16 protein-coding genes are annotated in these 16,816 nt (G+C 37.3%); 3 read left to right on the forward strand and 13 right to left on the reverse strand.

Annotated elements, in window-relative coordinates; translation table 11 throughout:
* Nucleotides 1-214 precede the first annotated feature (214 nt).
* The 7 genes from pyk to MKX39_RS12295 all read right to left on the reverse strand — a co-directional run bounded on the left by pyk (nt 215) and on the right by MKX39_RS12295 (nt 9,633).
* Nucleotides 215-1,975: a pyruvate kinase gene (pyk, locus tag MKX39_RS12265; protein ID WP_340762918.1), complete on the reverse strand. Its 1,761-nt coding sequence runs from the start codon at nt 1,973-1,975 to the stop codon at nt 215-217.
* A gap of 36 nt (nt 1,976-2,011) precedes the next feature.
* A complete protein-coding gene (gene pfkA, locus MKX39_RS12270) occupies nt 2,012-2,971 on the reverse strand; it encodes a 6-phosphofructokinase (protein ID WP_340762919.1) in 960 nt (319 codons plus the stop codon).
* A gap of 84 nt (nt 2,972-3,055) precedes the next feature.
* Nucleotides 3,056-4,009: an acetyl-CoA carboxylase carboxyl transferase subunit alpha gene (gene accA, locus MKX39_RS12275; RefSeq protein WP_340769714.1), complete on the reverse strand. Its 954-nt coding sequence runs from the start codon at nt 4,007-4,009 to the stop codon at nt 3,056-3,058.
* A complete protein-coding gene (gene accD / locus MKX39_RS12280) occupies nt 4,006-4,875 on the reverse strand; it encodes an acetyl-CoA carboxylase, carboxyltransferase subunit beta (RefSeq protein WP_340762923.1) in 870 nt (289 codons plus the stop codon). The genes accA and accD overlap by 4 nt, the downstream gene beginning before the upstream one ends.
* Nucleotides 4,876-5,520, reverse strand: a complete 645-nt coding sequence (locus tag MKX39_RS12285; protein WP_093536890.1) for a FadR/GntR family transcriptional regulator — start codon at nt 5,518-5,520, stop codon at nt 4,876-4,878. It abuts the gene before it with no gap.
* Between the two features lie 109 nt (nt 5,521-5,629).
* Entirely contained in the window at nt 5,630-8,689 is a 3,060-nt protein-coding gene (gene dnaE / locus MKX39_RS12290; protein WP_340769715.1) for a DNA polymerase III subunit alpha, read from the reverse strand.
* 14 nt (nt 8,690-8,703) lie between these two features.
* On the reverse strand, nt 8,704-9,633 hold the full coding sequence (locus MKX39_RS12295; RefSeq protein WP_093536888.1) for a DHH family phosphoesterase: 930 nt from the start codon (nt 9,631-9,633) through the stop codon (nt 8,704-8,706).
* 95 nt (nt 9,634-9,728) lie between these two features.
* Between MKX39_RS12295 and MKX39_RS12300 the strand changes: the two genes are divergently transcribed.
* Nucleotides 9,729-10,034, forward strand: coding sequence for a YtpI family protein (locus MKX39_RS12300; RefSeq protein ID WP_093536887.1), 306 nt, complete (start codon nt 9,729-9,731; stop codon nt 10,032-10,034).
* Nucleotides 10,035-10,104: 70 nt separating this feature from the next.
* Here MKX39_RS12300 and MKX39_RS12305 read toward each other — a convergent pair whose 3' ends face one another.
* Together MKX39_RS12305 and MKX39_RS12310 are read right to left on the reverse strand one after the other, a co-directional pair.
* Nucleotides 10,105-11,412, reverse strand: a complete 1,308-nt coding sequence (locus MKX39_RS12305) for a DRTGG domain-containing protein (RefSeq protein WP_093536886.1) — start codon at nt 11,410-11,412, stop codon at nt 10,105-10,107.
* A 55-nt stretch (nt 11,413-11,467) separates the two neighbouring features.
* The gene (locus MKX39_RS12310) at nt 11,468-12,157 is read right to left on the reverse strand and encodes a metal-dependent hydrolase (RefSeq protein WP_340769716.1); all 690 of its coding nucleotides are present in this window, start codon (nt 12,155-12,157) and stop codon (nt 11,468-11,470) included.
* Nucleotides 12,158-12,280: 123 nt separating this feature from the next.
* Between MKX39_RS12310 and MKX39_RS12315 the strand changes: the two genes are divergently transcribed.
* Nucleotides 12,281-13,372 carry a M24 family metallopeptidase gene (locus MKX39_RS12315; protein ID WP_340769717.1) on the forward strand — a complete coding sequence of 364 codons (1,092 nt, stop codon included), beginning with the start codon at nt 12,281-12,283 and terminating at the stop codon, nt 13,370-13,372.
* A gap of 42 nt (nt 13,373-13,414) precedes the next feature.
* Here MKX39_RS12315 and MKX39_RS12320 read toward each other — a convergent pair whose 3' ends face one another.
* The 4 genes from MKX39_RS12320 to ald form a co-directional block, all read right to left on the reverse strand.
* On the reverse strand, nt 13,415-14,170 hold the full coding sequence (locus MKX39_RS12320) for a YqjF family protein (RefSeq protein WP_445678025.1): 756 nt from the start codon (nt 14,168-14,170) through the stop codon (nt 13,415-13,417).
* Nucleotides 14,171-14,201: 31 nt separating this feature from the next.
* Nucleotides 14,202-14,546 carry a fluoride efflux transporter FluC gene (locus MKX39_RS12325; protein ID WP_340769718.1) on the reverse strand — a complete coding sequence of 115 codons (345 nt, stop codon included), beginning with the start codon at nt 14,544-14,546 and terminating at the stop codon, nt 14,202-14,204.
* A complete protein-coding gene (gene crcB, locus MKX39_RS12330) occupies nt 14,543-14,896 on the reverse strand; it encodes a fluoride efflux transporter CrcB (RefSeq protein ID WP_340769719.1) in 354 nt (117 codons plus the stop codon). The genes MKX39_RS12325 and crcB overlap by 4 nt, the downstream gene beginning before the upstream one ends.
* Nucleotides 14,897-14,964: 68 nt before the next feature.
* Nucleotides 14,965-16,080: an alanine dehydrogenase gene (ald, locus tag MKX39_RS12335; RefSeq protein ID WP_093536880.1), complete on the reverse strand. Its 1,116-nt coding sequence runs from the start codon at nt 16,078-16,080 to the stop codon at nt 14,965-14,967.
* A gap of 222 nt (nt 16,081-16,302) precedes the next feature.
* On the opposite strand from ald, the gene MKX39_RS12340 reads away from it, so the two are divergent.
* Entirely contained in the window at nt 16,303-16,758 is a 456-nt protein-coding gene (locus MKX39_RS12340) for a universal stress protein (RefSeq protein WP_093536879.1), read from the forward strand.
* The last annotated feature ends 58 nt before the right edge of the window (nt 16,759-16,816 follow it).

Raw genomic sequence — 16,816 nt, forward strand, 5'->3', positions numbered from 1 at the left:
AATTTTTGAAAGGCTGGTCGTGACTGATGTCACAACCAGCCTTTCTTTGCTCGGTAATCTTATGCCATCTATCTGTCCGTCACCATTCAAAAACTTTGGCAAACAGGCAAGAGCGCTGTAAAGAAAATCAGCAGTATTCTTGGATAAATACCTTATATACTAAAAGCTATTTTTCATTCAATAAAAGCCCCACCTTTTATGGTGAGGCATCTTCTTAAATTATGCTTGCACGACCATGATAGATAAAACCACTTTCGGCATCTATCGTTAACTCTTGGCCATTTCTAATAAGTGTCGTAGCATCTTTCACTCCAACGATTACTGGTACCCCTAAGCTAAGTCCAACGACAGCGGCATGGCTAGTTAAACCACCCTCTTCAGTGATTAAACCTCTGCACTTTTCGATACTCGGAACCATATCACGATCAGATCCTAATGTCACAATAATGCTATCTGTTGTATCTTGTCCTGCTAATTCTTCTGCACTATTCACAACTATTGCTTTTCCGAATGCAGTATTCTTACCAATACCTTGCCCTCTTGCAACTAAGTCTCCAATAACATGAACCTTCATCAAGTTAGTTGTGCCTGCTTCTCCTACAGGTACTCCGGCAGTTATCACTACTAGATCGCCATGAGTAACATATTGATGTAAAATACTTTCCTCCACAGCATCCTCTAAAACCTCATCTGTAGAGTGAGCTTTTTTCCCTACAATCGGATATACTCCCCAAACTAATGTAAGTTTTCTAGAAGGAGTTTCTGATGAAGTTACCGCGATTATTGGAACTCCCGGTCTAAATTTAGCAATCATTTTAGCAGTATATCCACTTTCAGTTGGTGCAATAACCGCTTTTACTTTCAAGTTAATCGCTGTGTGCGCAACCGCTTGACCAATAGCATCAGTTAAGTTTACATCGCGTGCTTTACTAATCTTGGTAACATTTTCACGATAATCTACTGCATTTTCAGTACGACGAGCAATTTTATCCATTGTTTGCACAGACTCTACTGGATAAAGTCCCGCAGCTGTTTCTCCAGAAAGCATAATTGCATCCGTTCCATCAAAAATAGCATTTGCGACGTCACTTGCTTCTGCACGAGTAGGTCTCGGATTACGTTGCATAGAATCGAGCATTTGAGTAGCTGTGATAACAGGTTTTCCTGCCTCATTACATTTTGCAATTAGTTTCTTTTGTACTAAAGGAACTTCTTCTGCTGGAATTTCTACTCCTAGATCTCCCCTTGCAACCATTAAACCATCAGATACCTGAATAATTTCATCAATATTATCCACACCTTCTTGGTTTTCGATCTTCGGAATAATTTGAATATGTGCTCCATTATTTCCTTCTAGCAGTTTGCGAATTTCTAACACATCTTTTGCACGGCGAACGAAAGAGGCAGCAACAAAATCTACATCCTGCTCAATACCAAAAAGGATATCCTGCGCATCTTTTTCTGTCATGCCAGGTAATTGTACGGATACACCAGGTACATTTACACCTTTGTTGTTCTTTAACGTTCCTGCATTTTGAATAAAAGTGGAGATAATTCCATTCTCTTTATCAATTTTTTGAACGATTAATTCAATAAGGCCATCATCTAAAAGAATGACCGAGCCTTCGTTAACATCCTCGATTAATTTATCATAAGAAATAGAGAAACGTTCAAGTGTACCTAACACTTCTGTCATCGAAATCTCGATGGTTTCTCCAGACTGAAGTTCAAGCGCACCATTTTCCATTTTATGTGTACGGATTTCTGGTCCTTTTGTATCCAATAATATCCCAACAACTTTACCTATTCTTTTAGAAACTTTACGAATCGTTTCAATTCTTGCTGCATGTTCTTCATGATTACCATGCGAGAAATTTAATCTGGCAACGTTCATTCCAGCATTTATTAATTTCTCTAACATTTCTTCTGATTCACTTGCGGGTCCAATTGTACATACAATTTTAGTTTTTCTCATAGTACATTCCTTTCTTTAAGGCAATATATTTCCTAATTAAATGGATAATTCTTTAGATAATTGATACATAGACATATCAAATTCTTCATGATTATCAAAAGCTTCATTCATATCATAGTCTACCACTTGATGATTCTGGATGCCAATCGCACGCCCACCATTTCCTGCTATTAAAACCTCAACAGCTTTAGCGCCAAATAAACTTGCTAACACTCGATCACGGCCCGTTGGGGAACCTCCACGCTGGATATGTCCAAGCACGGAAACTCGTGTTTCAATATCTGCTAGGTCTTTAAGCTTACTAGCAAATTCTGCACCACTCATCACACCTTCAGCGACAATAATTATACTATGCTTTTTCCCACGTTCCGAACCGCTTTTTAGACGTTCGACAATCTCATCCATATTTATCTCTACTTCAGGAATAATAATAGTTTCGGCTCCACCAGCAAGGCCAGCCCATAATGCCAAGTCACCAGCGTCTCTTCCCATTACCTCTACGATAAATGTTCGTTCATGCGATGTAGCAGTATCTCTAATTTTATCAATACTCTCAATCACTGTGTTTAAAGCTGTATCAAAACCTAAAGTATAATCCGTACCTGGAATATCATTATCGATTGTTCCAGGAATTCCTACGCACGGAAAACCACTTTCTGTAAGCTTCATAGAACCTCTATAAGAACCGTCCCCGCCGATAACTACTAATCCTTCAATACCATGTGCCTTTAGCTGCTCTATTGCTTTTTGTTGCCCCTCCTCCGTACGGAATTCGGGACATCTAGCAGAAAACAGTTTTGTTCCACCTCTTTGAATAATATCACCTACAGAACCTAAGTCTAAAACTTCCATCTTACCATCGATCAGTCCTTGGTAACCATGGAATATACCGACTACTTCAAGCCCTTCATAAATAGCTTTTCTTACAACCGCTCGAACAGCAGCATTCATACCGGGAGCGTCTCCTCCACTTGTTAACACACCAATTCTCTTCATCTTTTTTCCCTCCAAACAACGAATTTCATATTATAAGCTTATCACGAAATGAATTAAAAAAAAATGCGTCGTTCTTGACGCATTTTATTCATTAAATTCTCCAATATTTTTGAACTTAATATATCTATTTTGGATTAGCTCATCGGGAGTTAATTTCTCTAATTCTTTCAACGAGTTAATAAGGGTTTCCTTCATATATTCCGCCTGTGCCTCTATATTTTTATGAGCTCCCCCATGGACTTCTTGGATGACAGTATCAATAATCTCCATCTTCTTTAAGTCTGGAGCTGTAATTTTCATCGCTTCTGCAGCTTGTTTCGCCAAAGATGCATCCTTCCAAAGAATAGATGCTGCTCCTTCAGGAGAAATAACCGAATACGTAGAGTTTTCTAGCATATGAATATGATTAGCCACACCTAATGCTAAAGCTCCTCCACTACCACCTTCTCCAATAACAATACTTATTACTGGTACTTTTAAACCAGCCATCTCCACTAAGTTTCTAGCTATTGCTTCACTTTGTCCACGTTCTTCCGCAGCTTTCCCAGGATAAGCACCTTTCGTATCAATCATACATATAATGGGGCGCTTAAACTTTTCTGCTTGTTTCATTAATCGTAATGCTTTACGATACCCCTCTGGATGAGGCATACCAAAATTACGTTTAATGTTCTCTTTTGTATCTATCCCTCTTTGATGTCCAATAATTGTTATTGGTCTTCCTTCAAATAAGGCAATTCCCCCAATAATCGCTGCATCGTCTCCGTAAAGTCGATCTCCATGGAGTTCCATAAAGTCTGTACATAATAATTGAATATAATCTCTTGTAGTAGGACGACTCGGATGACGAGCGACCTGAACACGGTCCCAAGGCTCCATATTTTCATAGATTTCATGTTCTAACTTCTTAAGTCTAGCTTCTAGATGAATGATTTCAGCTGACATATCTACATCAGCACTAGCTGTATATTCTTTTAACTCTTCTATTTTTGTTTTTAATTGGACTATTGGTTCTTCAAAAGGTAGTACTTTTATCATTTTGTGACCTCCTTAGTCGTATGAAGATGGACGATGGAAGCTACTTTTTCTCGCATCTCTTTACGATGAATAATGGCATCTAGCTGACCATGATTCATTAAAAACTCAGCTGTTTGAAAATCCTCTGGCAGTTTTTCTCGAACTGTTTGTTCAATCACCCGTCTACCAGCAAACCCGATTAAAGCTTTAGGTTCAGCGATGTTAATATCACCTACCGAAGCAAAGCTCGCAGAAACTCCACCCGTTGTAGGATGGGTAAGAATAGAAATATAAAGTAGTCCATGATCACTGTGTCTTCTCAAGGCAACAGAAGTTTTCGCCATTTGCATTAAGGACAGAACGCCTTCTTGCATTCTCGCTCCTCCACTTGCAGTGTAAATAATAAAAGGAATTCCTAGCTCTGTCGCTTTCTCCACAGCTCTTGTAATTTTTTCTCCTACTACTGAGCCCATTGATCCCATTCGGAAATGTGAATCCATAATCGCTACGGCGACCTGTTGACCATCTAACTTTCCAATTCCAGTAAGAACAGCCTCATTTAATCCCGTCTTTTGTCCATCTGCTTTTATCTTTTCCGTATAACTTGGGAAATTCAATGGATTAACTGTTTCTAAATGATCATCCATTGATACAAATGAATCTTCATCTAAAAATATGTCTACTCTCTCCCATGCAGTCATTTTCATATGGTGATCACAAGTAGGACAAACCTTTAAATTCTTCATCAAGTCTTTTGTAAATACATTTTTTCTACACTCAGGGCATTTCATCATTATGCCTTCTGGTACATCGTTTTTTGCTTTTTCAGTCGGTATAGTTGCATATCTTTTCTTTTGATTTTTTCTAAATATATCTCGAATACTCATTTATACATCTCCCCTATTAAGCAACAAGAGCCATTCATTATAAAGAGATAACGCTTGTTGTTGTTCTCCATTTTGCAAAGCCATCAAAAGCTGAATCCAAATAGTTTTCTCTTCTAAACTCATATTTTCTTGGTAAGGCTCTCCTGCAAACTGTTTTAATAAAAACCATATTTTTAAACCTAATCGATTATCGGAAATGATAATAATCTCTCGAATAATATCTTCACGAACTACGTCTTCTTCTATCAGTTTTTCTTTAAAGGCATCCCATATATGTAGCGCGTAAAGCCTCTTGGACATACAAATTGTATGAATTGCATCCTTCTCTAATGCTTCTCGCGTTGTATGCACATCTTCCTTCGATTTAGATTCTTGAAGGATAAATGTAGATAACAGCTCGACTAGCCGATGCTTTCGATAATCCGATAAAAAGGTACCTTCTCCTCGGCGTGTTTCTATTAAACCGAGTAATTCTAAGCTCCTCAGCGCTTCCCTAACGGTTGACCTACCTACTTGAAGTCGCTCAGCTAGTTCCCTTTCAGATGGCAATTTACCACCAACAGAAACATTTTCATCTGCAATGAGCTGTCTCAACTGCTTTACAATTTCTAAAAACATTTTTTTAGGATTATTCGTTTGGTCCATTACGCCTCACTCTTCCATAAATTACAAAGTGGTCAGACCACTCATAATTATTAGCATACAAAAGATTTGTTCAAACGTAAAGAAAAAACTGCATAATAATCTATGCAGCTTAGTTCTCTATATATTTAGTAATGATTTGTGAACGACCATTTCTACGTTCTGACTTCCCTGAAATAACGAGCATCTCTTGCTCTTTTAATAATGCGTTGAACTTTGCATATTCCTCTGGAAATAACGTTACCGATAGACTACCCGTATCATCCTGTACTGTTAGAAAAGCCATTGCTTCTCCTTTTTTTGTCCGAATACGTTTTATGTCTTGAATAATTCCAACTATTTTCACTTGGATATCTTTTGTTGCCTGCAAAACATCCCAAATATCAACGAGTTTATCATTTAACATTTTCTTTTTAGATACAGTAGGATGCTCCGAAAAGTATTGACCCAAAACTTCTTTCTCAAATTGCAATTTCTCCATTATTGGAAGTGGTTCGGATTTAATATGTTTAGACTTTCCAAAATGAGAAGCATCTCCACCAAACAAATCAGATTCTTCTGTAGGACTTATCAATTCAGCATATTTAACAGCTGCATCTAAAGTCGATAATAGAGTGGCTCTATCGTAACCAAATTCATCTAAAGCCCCAGCTTTGATCAATGGTTCAACATTTTTTCTAGTGAAATAAACTGCAGATAAATCGGAGGCAAGTTCAAAAATATCTTCCCACTGTGATTCTCTCTCCTTGCGTTGTTGTAATAATTTTTGAATAAAATTATGGGAAACGCCTTTTATAGCTTGTAAACCGAAACGAATACCTCCGCTTTCCACTGTGAAAAAGCGTTGACTACTAAATATAGATGGAGCGAGAATAACCATGTCTTTTTGTCTCATTTCCATCATTAGTTCATTAATTTTCACTTGGTTTCCTGTAGCAATGCTTAATAGTGCACTATAAAATGCTACAGGGAAATGGGCTTTTAAATACGCCATTTGAAAAGAAATTACACTATAGGCGACAGCATGACTTTTTGGAAAACCATAGTCAGCAAATCGGACGATTAAATCATAAACTGCTGTCGCAGACTGATCTGAATGCCCTTCTTGAATTGCTTTTTGAACAAAGTGTACACGTTCACTTTGTAAGACTTCTCGATTTTTTTTGCTCACAGCTCTGCGTAACAAATCAGCTTCCCCGAATGTAAAGCCAGCCATTTTGGAAGCAATTTGCATTATTTGCTCCTGGTAAACAATAATGCCATATGTTTCTTTTAAGATTGGCTCTAATATGGGATGTTCATACGTTACTGGTGCTTGACCAGCTTTTCGCTTGGCGTATAAAGGAATGCTATCCATTGGCCCTGGTCGGAATAGTGCATTCACTGCAACAACATCTTCAAACTTAGTTGGATTGATTTGTTTAAGGGCTTGACGCATTCCTGCCGATTCTAATTGAAATACCCCCGTAGTATCCCCTTGCTGCAATAACTGAAAGGTCAGTTCATCATGGAGCGGTATTTCCGCTAACTTGAATGGGTCAGTTTGTCCATAATTAATGATCTTTAAAATTCTTTCAATAATCGTCAAATTTCGCAACCCTAAAAAATCCATTTTAAGTAAGCCGACTTGTTCTACTTCTTTCATTGGCCATTGGGTCAAATAGATATCCTCATGCCCACTTTGAATAGGGATAACATCTACTAGAGACACTGGTGATAATACTATACCCGCTGCGTGTGTGGAGGCATTTCTAGGTAACCCCTCTAAAGCTAGTGCCACCTGAAACCATTTTTTTCGGATTTCCTCTGTTTGTATAAATTCACGTAATTTCTCAGACATATCAAATGCTTCTTTTAACGTGATCCCAGGCTTTGCGGGTATGAAAGAAGAAATAGCTTCTAAAGTGGTAGATTCAAATCCAAACACTCTAGCAACCTCTCTTGCTGCTGCTTTTGCAGACAATGTACCAAATGTAATTATTTGAGAAACATAGTTCTGGCCATATTTCTTTACGACATATTGAATAACTTCCATCCTTCTAGAATCTGCAAAATCGATGTCAATATCCGGCATTGTGATACGTTCAGGATTTAAGAATCGTTCAAATAGTAAACCATATCGCAGGGGATCTATATCTGTTATATTCAAAGAAAATGCTACTAGTGAACTGGCAGAAGACCCACGGCCAGGTCCAGTTAATATATTTTGTTGTTTTGAAAATCTCATGAAGTCCTGAACGATTAAAAAATAATCCTCATAATGCATTTGGTTAATAATGGATAGTTCGTAATTTAAACGTTCAACATATGGCTTCGTAATTTCATTTATCCGTTTCTTCAATCCCTCTTCACAAAGTTCTCTTAAGTAGTCCTTAGAATTTTTCGTCTCGGGTAATGGGTACTTAGGCATAATAGAAGCAGACTTTTCAATAGAGACATTACAACTATTTAGCATTCTCTCCGTGTTTTCAATCCATGATTGGGCATCAAAAAACCATTCACTCCATTCCTCACTAGAAAGTATGTGAAGGGAGTCTGAAGATGGTTTTAGGCGAGTGTGATCATTCATTTTAAGTGATTGATCCATTGCATTTAACACTTCATATGCAAAAGCATCTTCTTTTTCTATGTATCGACTCATATGGAAAGCAGTAATAGGTATAGATAACTGTTCACTGTACTGGATGATGGTTTCTTCATGCTCCATTTTTTCCCCATTTGGGCGTTCTATTGCTAGATAAAATTGACCATTCCCAAAAATCATCTGTAATTCGCTAAGCAGCTCAAGCTCTGTGGAAGACTCTCCTTTGTAGACAGCGACTAATCCATTCTTATATGCTTCTAACCATCTTTTGGGGAGCACTGTAATTTCTCTTGTCTCGATACTGCTCGATATTTTCAGCAAATTTTCATATCCATTATTATCTTTTGCATAGAGCACCAAACTTACAATACCAGTTTCAAGTTGTACATTAACAGTGAGACCAAGTACGGCTTTAATCTGTTGTGCATGTAATGCATGCCAAAAAGGCAGTAAACCATACAATCTACTATTTGTAATGGCTGCTGCCCCTGCATTATTTTGTTTTAACTTTTGTATAAGTTGTTCCAACTGAATTGTGCTTTTCAGCATATCCGCCGATGTCACAATTTGTGGATATACTGTTTTCATATTAACACCTCAATTTACAGCTTTTTTAAATCTTCTATTACTAAAGCAGCTTCTTCCCATGTCTTTACAGCAGCTCCCGAGGCAAGTGGATGTCCCCCGCCACCATACTTTTTGGCTATTCCATTAATAACCGGACCTTTTGAACGCAGTCGAACTCGAATTTCTGAAGAATCTTCTATAAAGAAAACCCAGCATTTCATGCCCTTTACATCAGCTAATGCACTAACCAGTAAGGATGCTTCTGATTGGTCGACTTGATATTTTTGTAGAATTTCTTTCGTAAGTTTAATATGACCTACACCAGTTTCATCCATTTCAAAATTAGCATATACATAGCCTTTTAGCTGAAGAAGATTCCGTTCGACTTCATACATGCCATTAAATAAATTCGTACTATCAAAACCATATGTAAGTAATTCTCCTGCAAAATCCATTGTCTGTTTAGTTGTACTTTGGAACATGAATCTACCTGTGTCTCCTACTATTCCTGCAAATAATAATCGTGCAATGGACGCATCCATTTTCCACTGTTTATAGTTTTTTGCTTCTTCGAATAGTTCACAGATCATTTCACTTACCGAACTCGCCTCTGTATTTACCCATAGTAAATCGCCATAAGCATCATCATTAGGATGATGATCTATCTTCACAATATAACTTCCTAATTTATATCGGTCATCATCAATTCTTTCGGTATTTGCTGTATCTGTGACAATGATTAAAGCATCCTGAAAGTCCTCATCAGAAACCTCGTCAGGGTGAGCTAGGAAATTTAGCGTTTCATCATGGGTTCCAGTGGCAAAGACTTTTTTCGATGGATAATTTAGCTGAATGAGTTCTTTTAATCCTATTTGGGAACCATAGGCATCTGGATCGGGCCTAACATGCCGATGCAATATAATTTTTTCGTACTTCTCGATTGTGTCTATGATTTGTCTTTTCATCCCATATAACCTCGCTTGTCTGTTTTTTCTATTCGCATTTTTCCACTTTTCCCTTTACAATAGATAACAGCTTAACTTTTAGATGGAGGGTCATTATGCTTAATATACTATTAGTAGCAGTTATAGTAGTTACATTTGTTTGGTATTTTTATTTTAAAACGAAGCAATTCCGTACACCACTGCCAATACGCAAAAAATGGCTTGGCGCAAAAGCTTCCGTATGTCTAGGAGCATTTTTATTGTTTTTTGGTATTAACTTTCTAATCGTTTATCAATCTTCTATAACATATGTCGTTGCCGGTCTGTTTATTTTACTTGGAGCTTATTTCACATATCACAATGTAAAAGTAGCCAAACACTACGGGCAATTTGTAAAAGAAGAATTATCTATAAATCAATGATGCAGCTAAATTAGCTGCATCATTTTTTTGTCCTATGACTAGAACCAATTACAAAAAAAGCTTGAAATGCTTATCTTTCTAATAACTGATAAGTGACCATAGCTTTTCCTACTAGTAATTTATCATTAAAGATTTCGATATCCATCTTCGCAACTTTTCTGCTCAGTTCTAATACTTTCGCTTGAATGCGTAGAATACTTTCAAGCTGAATTGGTTTCGTATAGAAGATGGTCATATTCTCAACGACACTTTCCCCACGTTTACGAATCTTCAATGTTTGTGCCCCTGTTTCCGTTACTAATATCGTAAAAGCTCCATTGGACATAGCACCGTAATGATCCGTCATTTGAGGTGTAACGACAAATTCAAATATAAAATCCTCTGTAGAAATAATTTTTATTTGCTGTTTAACAATATCATCTATCGTTTCGCCATTTTGTGGTTGTCGAGCTGCAGCCTGTAATGCTTTTAAGACATCTTGTCTACTGATGACACCCTCCAAATAATTGGTATCTCGCACAACAGGTAAAAGGTCTACACCTTCCCAAATCATTCGATGACTTGCTGACGATACACTTGTTTTCATCGTGACGGAAATAGGATTTTTCGTCATAACTTTTTCAATCGGTTCATTGTTAGATTTACCAATAACATCTCTAGCTGTTATTATTCCTACTAATTTCTTCGAGGCATCCACTACCGGGAAAACACCGTGCGTTGTACTATTATTTAGTACTCGGTATTGTTTCACTTGATCAGTAGCGTATAAATACGACGTTTCTTGTAGCGGAACATATATATCTTCGATTAATAACACATCTTTTTTTATGAGTTGATCATCAATTGCACGATTGATCATTGTAGCCACAGTGAATGTATCATAACTGGTAGAAATGACGGGGAGCTCTAGTTCGTCCGCTAATCTTTTGGTGTTCTCAGTTACATCAAATCCACCTGTAACTAGAACTGCAGCACCGGCTTGTAACGCAGTCTCATGAACCTTTAATCGATTCCCTGCTATTAACAGATTGCTCGGCTCTACATACCGCATCATGTCTTCTAGTTGCATTGCCCCAATCACAAACTTGTTTAACGTTTTGTGCAATCCGGTTTTTCCACCCAATACTTGACCATCCACAATATTTACTACTTCTGCATAGGTTAAACGCTCGAAATTTTCTTTTTTCTTTAGCTCGATGCGAATTGTCCCTACTCGTTCAATAGTGCTGACTATTCTTCTCGTTTCTGCCTCTTTAATCGCACGATAGGCTGTCCCTTCACTGACAGTTAAATCCTTTGCAATTTGTCTAACGGATATTTTATCGCCTACTGGAAGTTTTTCTATATATGCTAGTATCTGTTCATGTTTTGTTGTCATGTAGTCACATCCAAACGATTATTATACGTTTATTGTACCACATAAGCCTTATTTTCTAGTCACGAATCCATTGAACGTGATCACCAGCACTCAACACTTGTACTTCTGCAGTTTCTACAAGGTTCTTAAATATTTGAGGATCCTGTTTTATAGGTGGAAACGTATTATAATGTACCGGTACAACAATTTGAGGTTTTAGTAGCTGTACCGCGTATGCTGCATCCTCTGGACCCATTGTAAAATTATCTCCAATTGGAAGGAATGCAACATCTATATTATTGCGTTCACCGATTAGTTTCATATCTCCAAACAAAGCCGTATCGCCTGCGTGATAGATAGTTTTGCCCTCCGATGTGAAAAGTACTCCAGCAGGCATTCCGCCATAAATAATTTCTCCATCTTCTGTTGTAAACGAGCTACTATGAAATGCTTGCGTGAATTTTACTGTTCCAAATTCAAAATCATAAGATCCACCTATTCCCATGGCATGCACATTAATGCCGAATGATTCTACATAATTGGCAAGTTCAAATGTTGCGATTACCGTGGCATTATTTCTTTTTGCCAGGTCTACTGTATCTCCTAAATGATCATTGTGACCATGCGTCACTAAAATTACATCTACTTTCTCTTTGGCCGCATCTAAATCAGTTTGTCCATTTCCAGTGATAAAAGGATCTATTAAGATTGTGTGTGTATCGGTCATAATTTTAACTACCGAATGTCCGTGATAGCTGATTTCCATATTGTATTCTCTCCTTTTGAATCATTATTTAAAAGTAGTACTCCTTATAATTCATTCAACGTAGATGTCAGAAATCCTTTATTCTGATATGCTTATAGTATTAAATTTAAAAGAGGTGCCCATATGAATCAAACAGAAAAAATACAATCCTATCTACAAACACATCAAATTGATGCAGCATTTATCACTACTCCAGATAACGTTTTTTATTTTACTGGATTTAAAAGCAATCCCCATGAGCGTCTTTTAGGTGTAGCCATCTTCAAGGAAGCTGCACCGTTTATCATTTGTCCTAAAATGGAAATTCCAGATGCAAAAGCAGCAGGTTGGAATGGAGAAATAATTGGACATCAAGACACGGACAATGCATGGGATATCTTAGTACAAAAAATGAATGAAACGGCTAGTAATATTCAAAGCCTAGCGGTTGAGAAATCACATATGACAGTTGAAAGATTAGAAGCACTAGAAGAACGACTTTCAAATCTGCAAGTTTCTAGAATCGACGAAAAAATCAATGACCTACGTGTTATTAAGTCTGAAGCAGAATTAGTCAATATGCGTAAAGCGGCCGAGCTTGCGGACTATGCAATTGAAGTTGGTTGCAAGGAAATTGCAGAAGGTAAAACGGAGATTGAAATTTTAAATGCCATTGAATTGGCCGTAAAAGAAAAAGGAGCTGCACAGATGTCATTTGACACAATGGTGTTGAGTGGTCCTAAAACAGCTTCACCTCACGGAACTCCTGGTGACCGTAAAATCCAAAAAGGAGATTTCATTCTTTTTGACTTAGGCGTAGTGTATAACGGCTATTGCTCAGATATTACGCGTACAGTAGCATTTGGAGAACCTTCTCCAGACAAACGCGAAATTTATGAAACAGTACGTCGTGCAGAAGAAGCTGCGGTGGCGGCAGTAAAACCAGGCGTTACTGCTATGGCGCTTGATAAAACTGCAAGAGATATTATTACAGAAGCTGGTTACGGAGAATACTTTACCCATCGTCTAGGACATGGACTTGGAATTTCTGTCCATGAATTCCCTTCGATAACTGGTGTGAATGACATGAAGCTAGAAAAAGGAATGGTATTTACAATCGAACCTGGAATATATCATCCTGATATTACCGGCGTTCGTATTGAAGATGATGTAGTAGTGACAGAAAGTGGCGTTGAAGTGTTAACGAAGTTTCCGAAAGAATTACAAATTTTATAAGATATCTATCAAAGCACTGCGAACATGCAGTGCTTTGTTTTTTTAAAATGCTTTAACAAGCGGCCACATTCTTACCTCGATCTGTTTTGAATAATGCAGGACTACACTGTCATTCTCTACAACAATACCTCGACTACTAAGCATTGTATTTTCTTTAATATTTGCTTCTGCCAGTTGAAGTTCCCATGGGTGATGTAAAATGTCACATCGTAATGGAACTCCTTTGGGGTTTAGTGTATATAAGCAGTAACGTTCCACGAGCCACTCTTCGAAAGAACCTTTTTCTGCAAAATATTTCTCAGATACTGGACGATAATCTGCCACAAACCGAGCATCCTCAGATTTTCTTACACTCTCATATTCAATCATATCCCCTTGCTTTTCGACCTTCATATTTGCACGAACATATGGTAAGTGATAAAAAGTTCTAGCAACTTTTATCGCAAGTAGATTTGTGGCGTCCAAACTAAAAAAATATACTCCTGGTTTACCATCGATTGTTACATATGTTCGAACATTCAATTCTGGAAATTTATCAGTTCCTGGAATAGGAGGTAATCCACGTAAACGAATATCTGTCATATGGAATGGTACTACTCCGACCCAACACACGCCATCATAAGTGTCCAATGGGAATATGTTAGGAACTAGTTTTCGTAAGACATTAAAATTAACTGGAAAATGAGCAAAAAGCAAATCATTCCAAGTTTGTTTCATTGTCCAAGGCATATTTGGCAATGGCCATAATCTGTGTCCATCATCCCAGTTCGTTTCTTTAGATTGTTTATAATCTGTCATTATTAATAGCTCCTATTCCGAAATGATATTTTCACAAAAATAGTAAGTATCCAACATATGCAAAAACTAAGCCCCCTACATAAGTAATAAGAAAATACATAAGCCAAGTTTTAGGATATTTTTGCAGGGAATATAGTTCTTTATTTAAAGTAGAGAAAGTCGTCAGAGAACCTAGTAATCCTGATCCAATAAAAACCATATAAATTTCTCCCGCTTGACTACCGACCAATAAACCAAGCAAAAATGCCCCTACTAAATTAACTAATAGTGTACCAAATGGGAAGGAACCACTTGCGCTTTTGTTTAGTTTTTTGGAAAGGATATATCGTAGATTAGCACCGATAAATCCCGCAATACCAACTAAGATGAAATTCATGGTCCCACCTCTTTTTTCCATCCAAGATTGCTCATCATAATTCCACCTACAATACTTACTGTCATATAAAGAATGGCAATACCAATTTGGTTAGCTTCTATCATTGTGATCGTTTCCACACTGAATGCTGAAAAAGTTGTAAAAGATCCGAGAAAACCTGTACTAATGGCAGACTTTAGTCTACTCGAAAATCGGAGCCTTCTAGACATTAGATATGCCAATGCATAACATCCAATCAAGTTTACCAGTAAAGTTGAAAATGGAAAACCTGAATCATGTACCATAATAATACTAATAGCATACCTTGCAACCGCCCCTAACGAACCTGCAAGTCCTATGTATAAATACATCAATAATATCGCCCCATTAACTAGAAATCACTCAAAGCATAATTGCTTTGAGTGATTATTTTATCATATTATTTTAAAAGTGTAGCTACATCTACATAAGGTAAATCTTGTGCTTCTGCAACCGCTTTAAAAGTAACATGTCCCGCTAAAGTGTTAAGTCCTTTTTGAAGTGACAGGTTATCTAGACATGCTTGTTTATAGCCTTTGTTGGCAATTTGTAACGCATACGGAATTGTAGCATTTAAAAGCGCCATTGTAGAAGTTCTTGGAACCGCTCCAGGCATATTTGCTACAGCATAATGTACTACCCCATGTTTTTCATATGTTGGATTATCATGTGTTGTGATGCGATCAGAAGTTTCGAAAATTCCACCTTGATCGATAGCAATATCAATTACGACAGAACCAGGAGACATCGTTTTAATCATTTCTTCTGTTACTAATTTCGGAGCTTTTGCACCGGGAATTAATACACACCCAATTACTAAATCTGCTTCCTTAACTGCCTCTGCAATATTATATGGACTAGAAATTAATGTTTGGATGCTTGACCCAAAGATATCCTCTAATTGACGAAGACGATCCGGATTTAAATCGATGATCGTTACTTGTGCTCCCATCCCAATAGCTACACGCGCTGCGTTGGCCCCAGCAATCCCTCCACCGATGATTGCTACTTTTGCGCGAGGAACTCCTGGAACTCCACCAAGTAATATTCCTTTTCCACCATGTATTTGCTCTAAGTACTGTGCACCAATTTGAGTTGCCATACGGCCAGCAACCTCACTCATCGGAGACAACAACGGTAATGTATTATTAGGTAATTGTACTGTTTCATATGCTATAGCTGTAACTTTTTTATCTATTAGTACTCTTGTTAAATCCGCTTCAGGAGCTAGATGTAAATAGGTGAAAAGAATTGACTCTTCACGGATTAACTCATATTCAGCATGAGTAGGTTCTTTTACTTTCATGACCATCTCCTGATCCCATGCTTCTTTTGCAGTGGATACAATTTTAGCACCTGCAGTAATATAGTCCTCATCTGTAAAGCTTGATCCAAGCCCAGCTCCGGTTTCGATAAAAACTTCATGTTGGTAATGAGTCAGACTCACTACTCCAGCTGGTGTCATTGCTACGCGATTTTCATTGTTTTTTGTTTCCTTTGGAATCCCAATACGCATTTCTTGCATCCTCCTATGTAAATCATGTTGGTATGAAGATGACACAATATTTCATACAAATTCATTTTATCATTTATATATTTAAAATACTGCAACTATTTAATTTTCAATTTTAAGTATTCACAAATATGACTTAATATACAGAATTAATATGAATAAAAAGAAGGAATATGTCTAACAATCTCGAATACTATATATATAACCAACAAGGAGGTTTTTAAAATGACATTAAAATATAATCAAATTTTAGTTGCAGTCGATGGTTCCAAAGAAGCGGAATATGCATTCAAAAAATCTGTTTCTATTGCCGCACGTAACAATGCAACATTAAATCTTATTAATATTATCGATACTCGTTCATTCGCTGCAATTGAAGCTTATGACCGCTCTATCGCTGAAAGAGCTCAAACATTTGCAGAAGATTTACTAGGTGGATATAAAAAAGAAGCGCTTGCTGCTGGAGTACAAAATGTAAATGTTGTTGTGGATTACGGTTCACCAAAAACAATGATTTCTAAAGACATTGCTAAAAAAGTAGAAGCAGATCTTATCATCTGTGGAGCGACTGGTTTAAATGCAATGGAAAGATTCTTGATCGGTAGTGTATCCGAATATATCGTACGTTCCGCTACATGCGACGTATTAGTAGTACGTACAGAAGAACGTCCAGAAGTATAAACTCATAGATTAACAAAATGGCTAGACGTGAAACTTCTCACGTTTAGCCATTTTTTAT

It is taken from the genome of Psychrobacillus sp. FSL K6-1464, from assembly GCF_038003145.1.
GTDB classification, from domain to species: domain Bacteria; phylum Bacillota; class Bacilli; order Bacillales_A; family Planococcaceae; genus Psychrobacillus; species Psychrobacillus psychrotolerans.

What these genes read in the sequence shown, in the direction of transcription:
- MKX39_RS12285 (WP_093536890.1), bottom strand. Translation starts at nt 5,520, where the DNA reads ATGGACCAAACGAATAATCCTAAAAAAATGTTTTTAGAAATTGTAAAG.
- MKX39_RS12325 (WP_340769718.1), bottom strand. Translation starts at nt 14,546, where the DNA reads ATGAATTTCATCTTAGTTGGTATTGCGGGATTTATCGGTGCTAATCTA.
- MKX39_RS12305 (WP_093536886.1), bottom strand. Translation starts at nt 11,412, where the DNA reads ATGACAACAAAACATGAACAGATACTAGCATATATAGAAAAACTTCCA.
- MKX39_RS12315 (WP_340769717.1), top strand. Translation starts at nt 12,281, where the DNA reads ATGAATCAAACAGAAAAAATACAATCCTATCTACAAACACATCAAATT.
- MKX39_RS12320 (WP_445678025.1), bottom strand. Translation starts at nt 14,170, where the DNA reads ATGACAGATTATAAACAATCTAAAGAAACGAACTGGGATGATGGACAC.
- accD (WP_340762923.1), bottom strand. Translation starts at nt 4,875, where the DNA reads ATGAGTATTCGAGATATATTTAGAAAAAATCAAAAGAAAAGATATGCA.
- dnaE (WP_340769715.1), bottom strand. Translation starts at nt 8,689, where the DNA reads ATGAAAACAGTATATCCACAAATTGTGACATCGGCGGATATGCTGAAA.
- crcB (WP_340769719.1), bottom strand. Translation starts at nt 14,896, where the DNA reads ATGTATTTATACATAGGACTTGCAGGTTCGTTAGGGGCGGTTGCAAGG.
- pyk (WP_340762918.1), bottom strand. Translation starts at nt 1,975, where the DNA reads ATGAGAAAAACTAAAATTGTATGTACAATTGGACCCGCAAGTGAATCA.
- MKX39_RS12295 (WP_093536888.1), bottom strand. Translation starts at nt 9,633, where the DNA reads ATGAAAAGACAAATCATAGACACAATCGAGAAGTACGAAAAAATTATA.
- accA (WP_340769714.1), bottom strand. Translation starts at nt 4,009, where the DNA reads ATGATAAAAGTACTACCTTTTGAAGAACCAATAGTCCAATTAAAAACA.
- MKX39_RS12300 (WP_093536887.1), top strand. Translation starts at nt 9,729, where the DNA reads ATGCTTAATATACTATTAGTAGCAGTTATAGTAGTTACATTTGTTTGG.
- ald (WP_093536880.1), bottom strand. Translation starts at nt 16,080, where the DNA reads ATGCGTATTGGGATTCCAAAGGAAACAAAAAACAATGAAAATCGCGTA.
- MKX39_RS12310 (WP_340769716.1), bottom strand. Translation starts at nt 12,157, where the DNA reads ATGGAAATCAGCTATCACGGACATTCGGTAGTTAAAATTATGACCGAT.
- pfkA (WP_340762919.1), bottom strand. Translation starts at nt 2,971, where the DNA reads ATGAAGAGAATTGGTGTGTTAACAAGTGGAGGAGACGCTCCCGGTATG.
- MKX39_RS12340 (WP_093536879.1), top strand. Translation starts at nt 16,303, where the DNA reads ATGACATTAAAATATAATCAAATTTTAGTTGCAGTCGATGGTTCCAAA.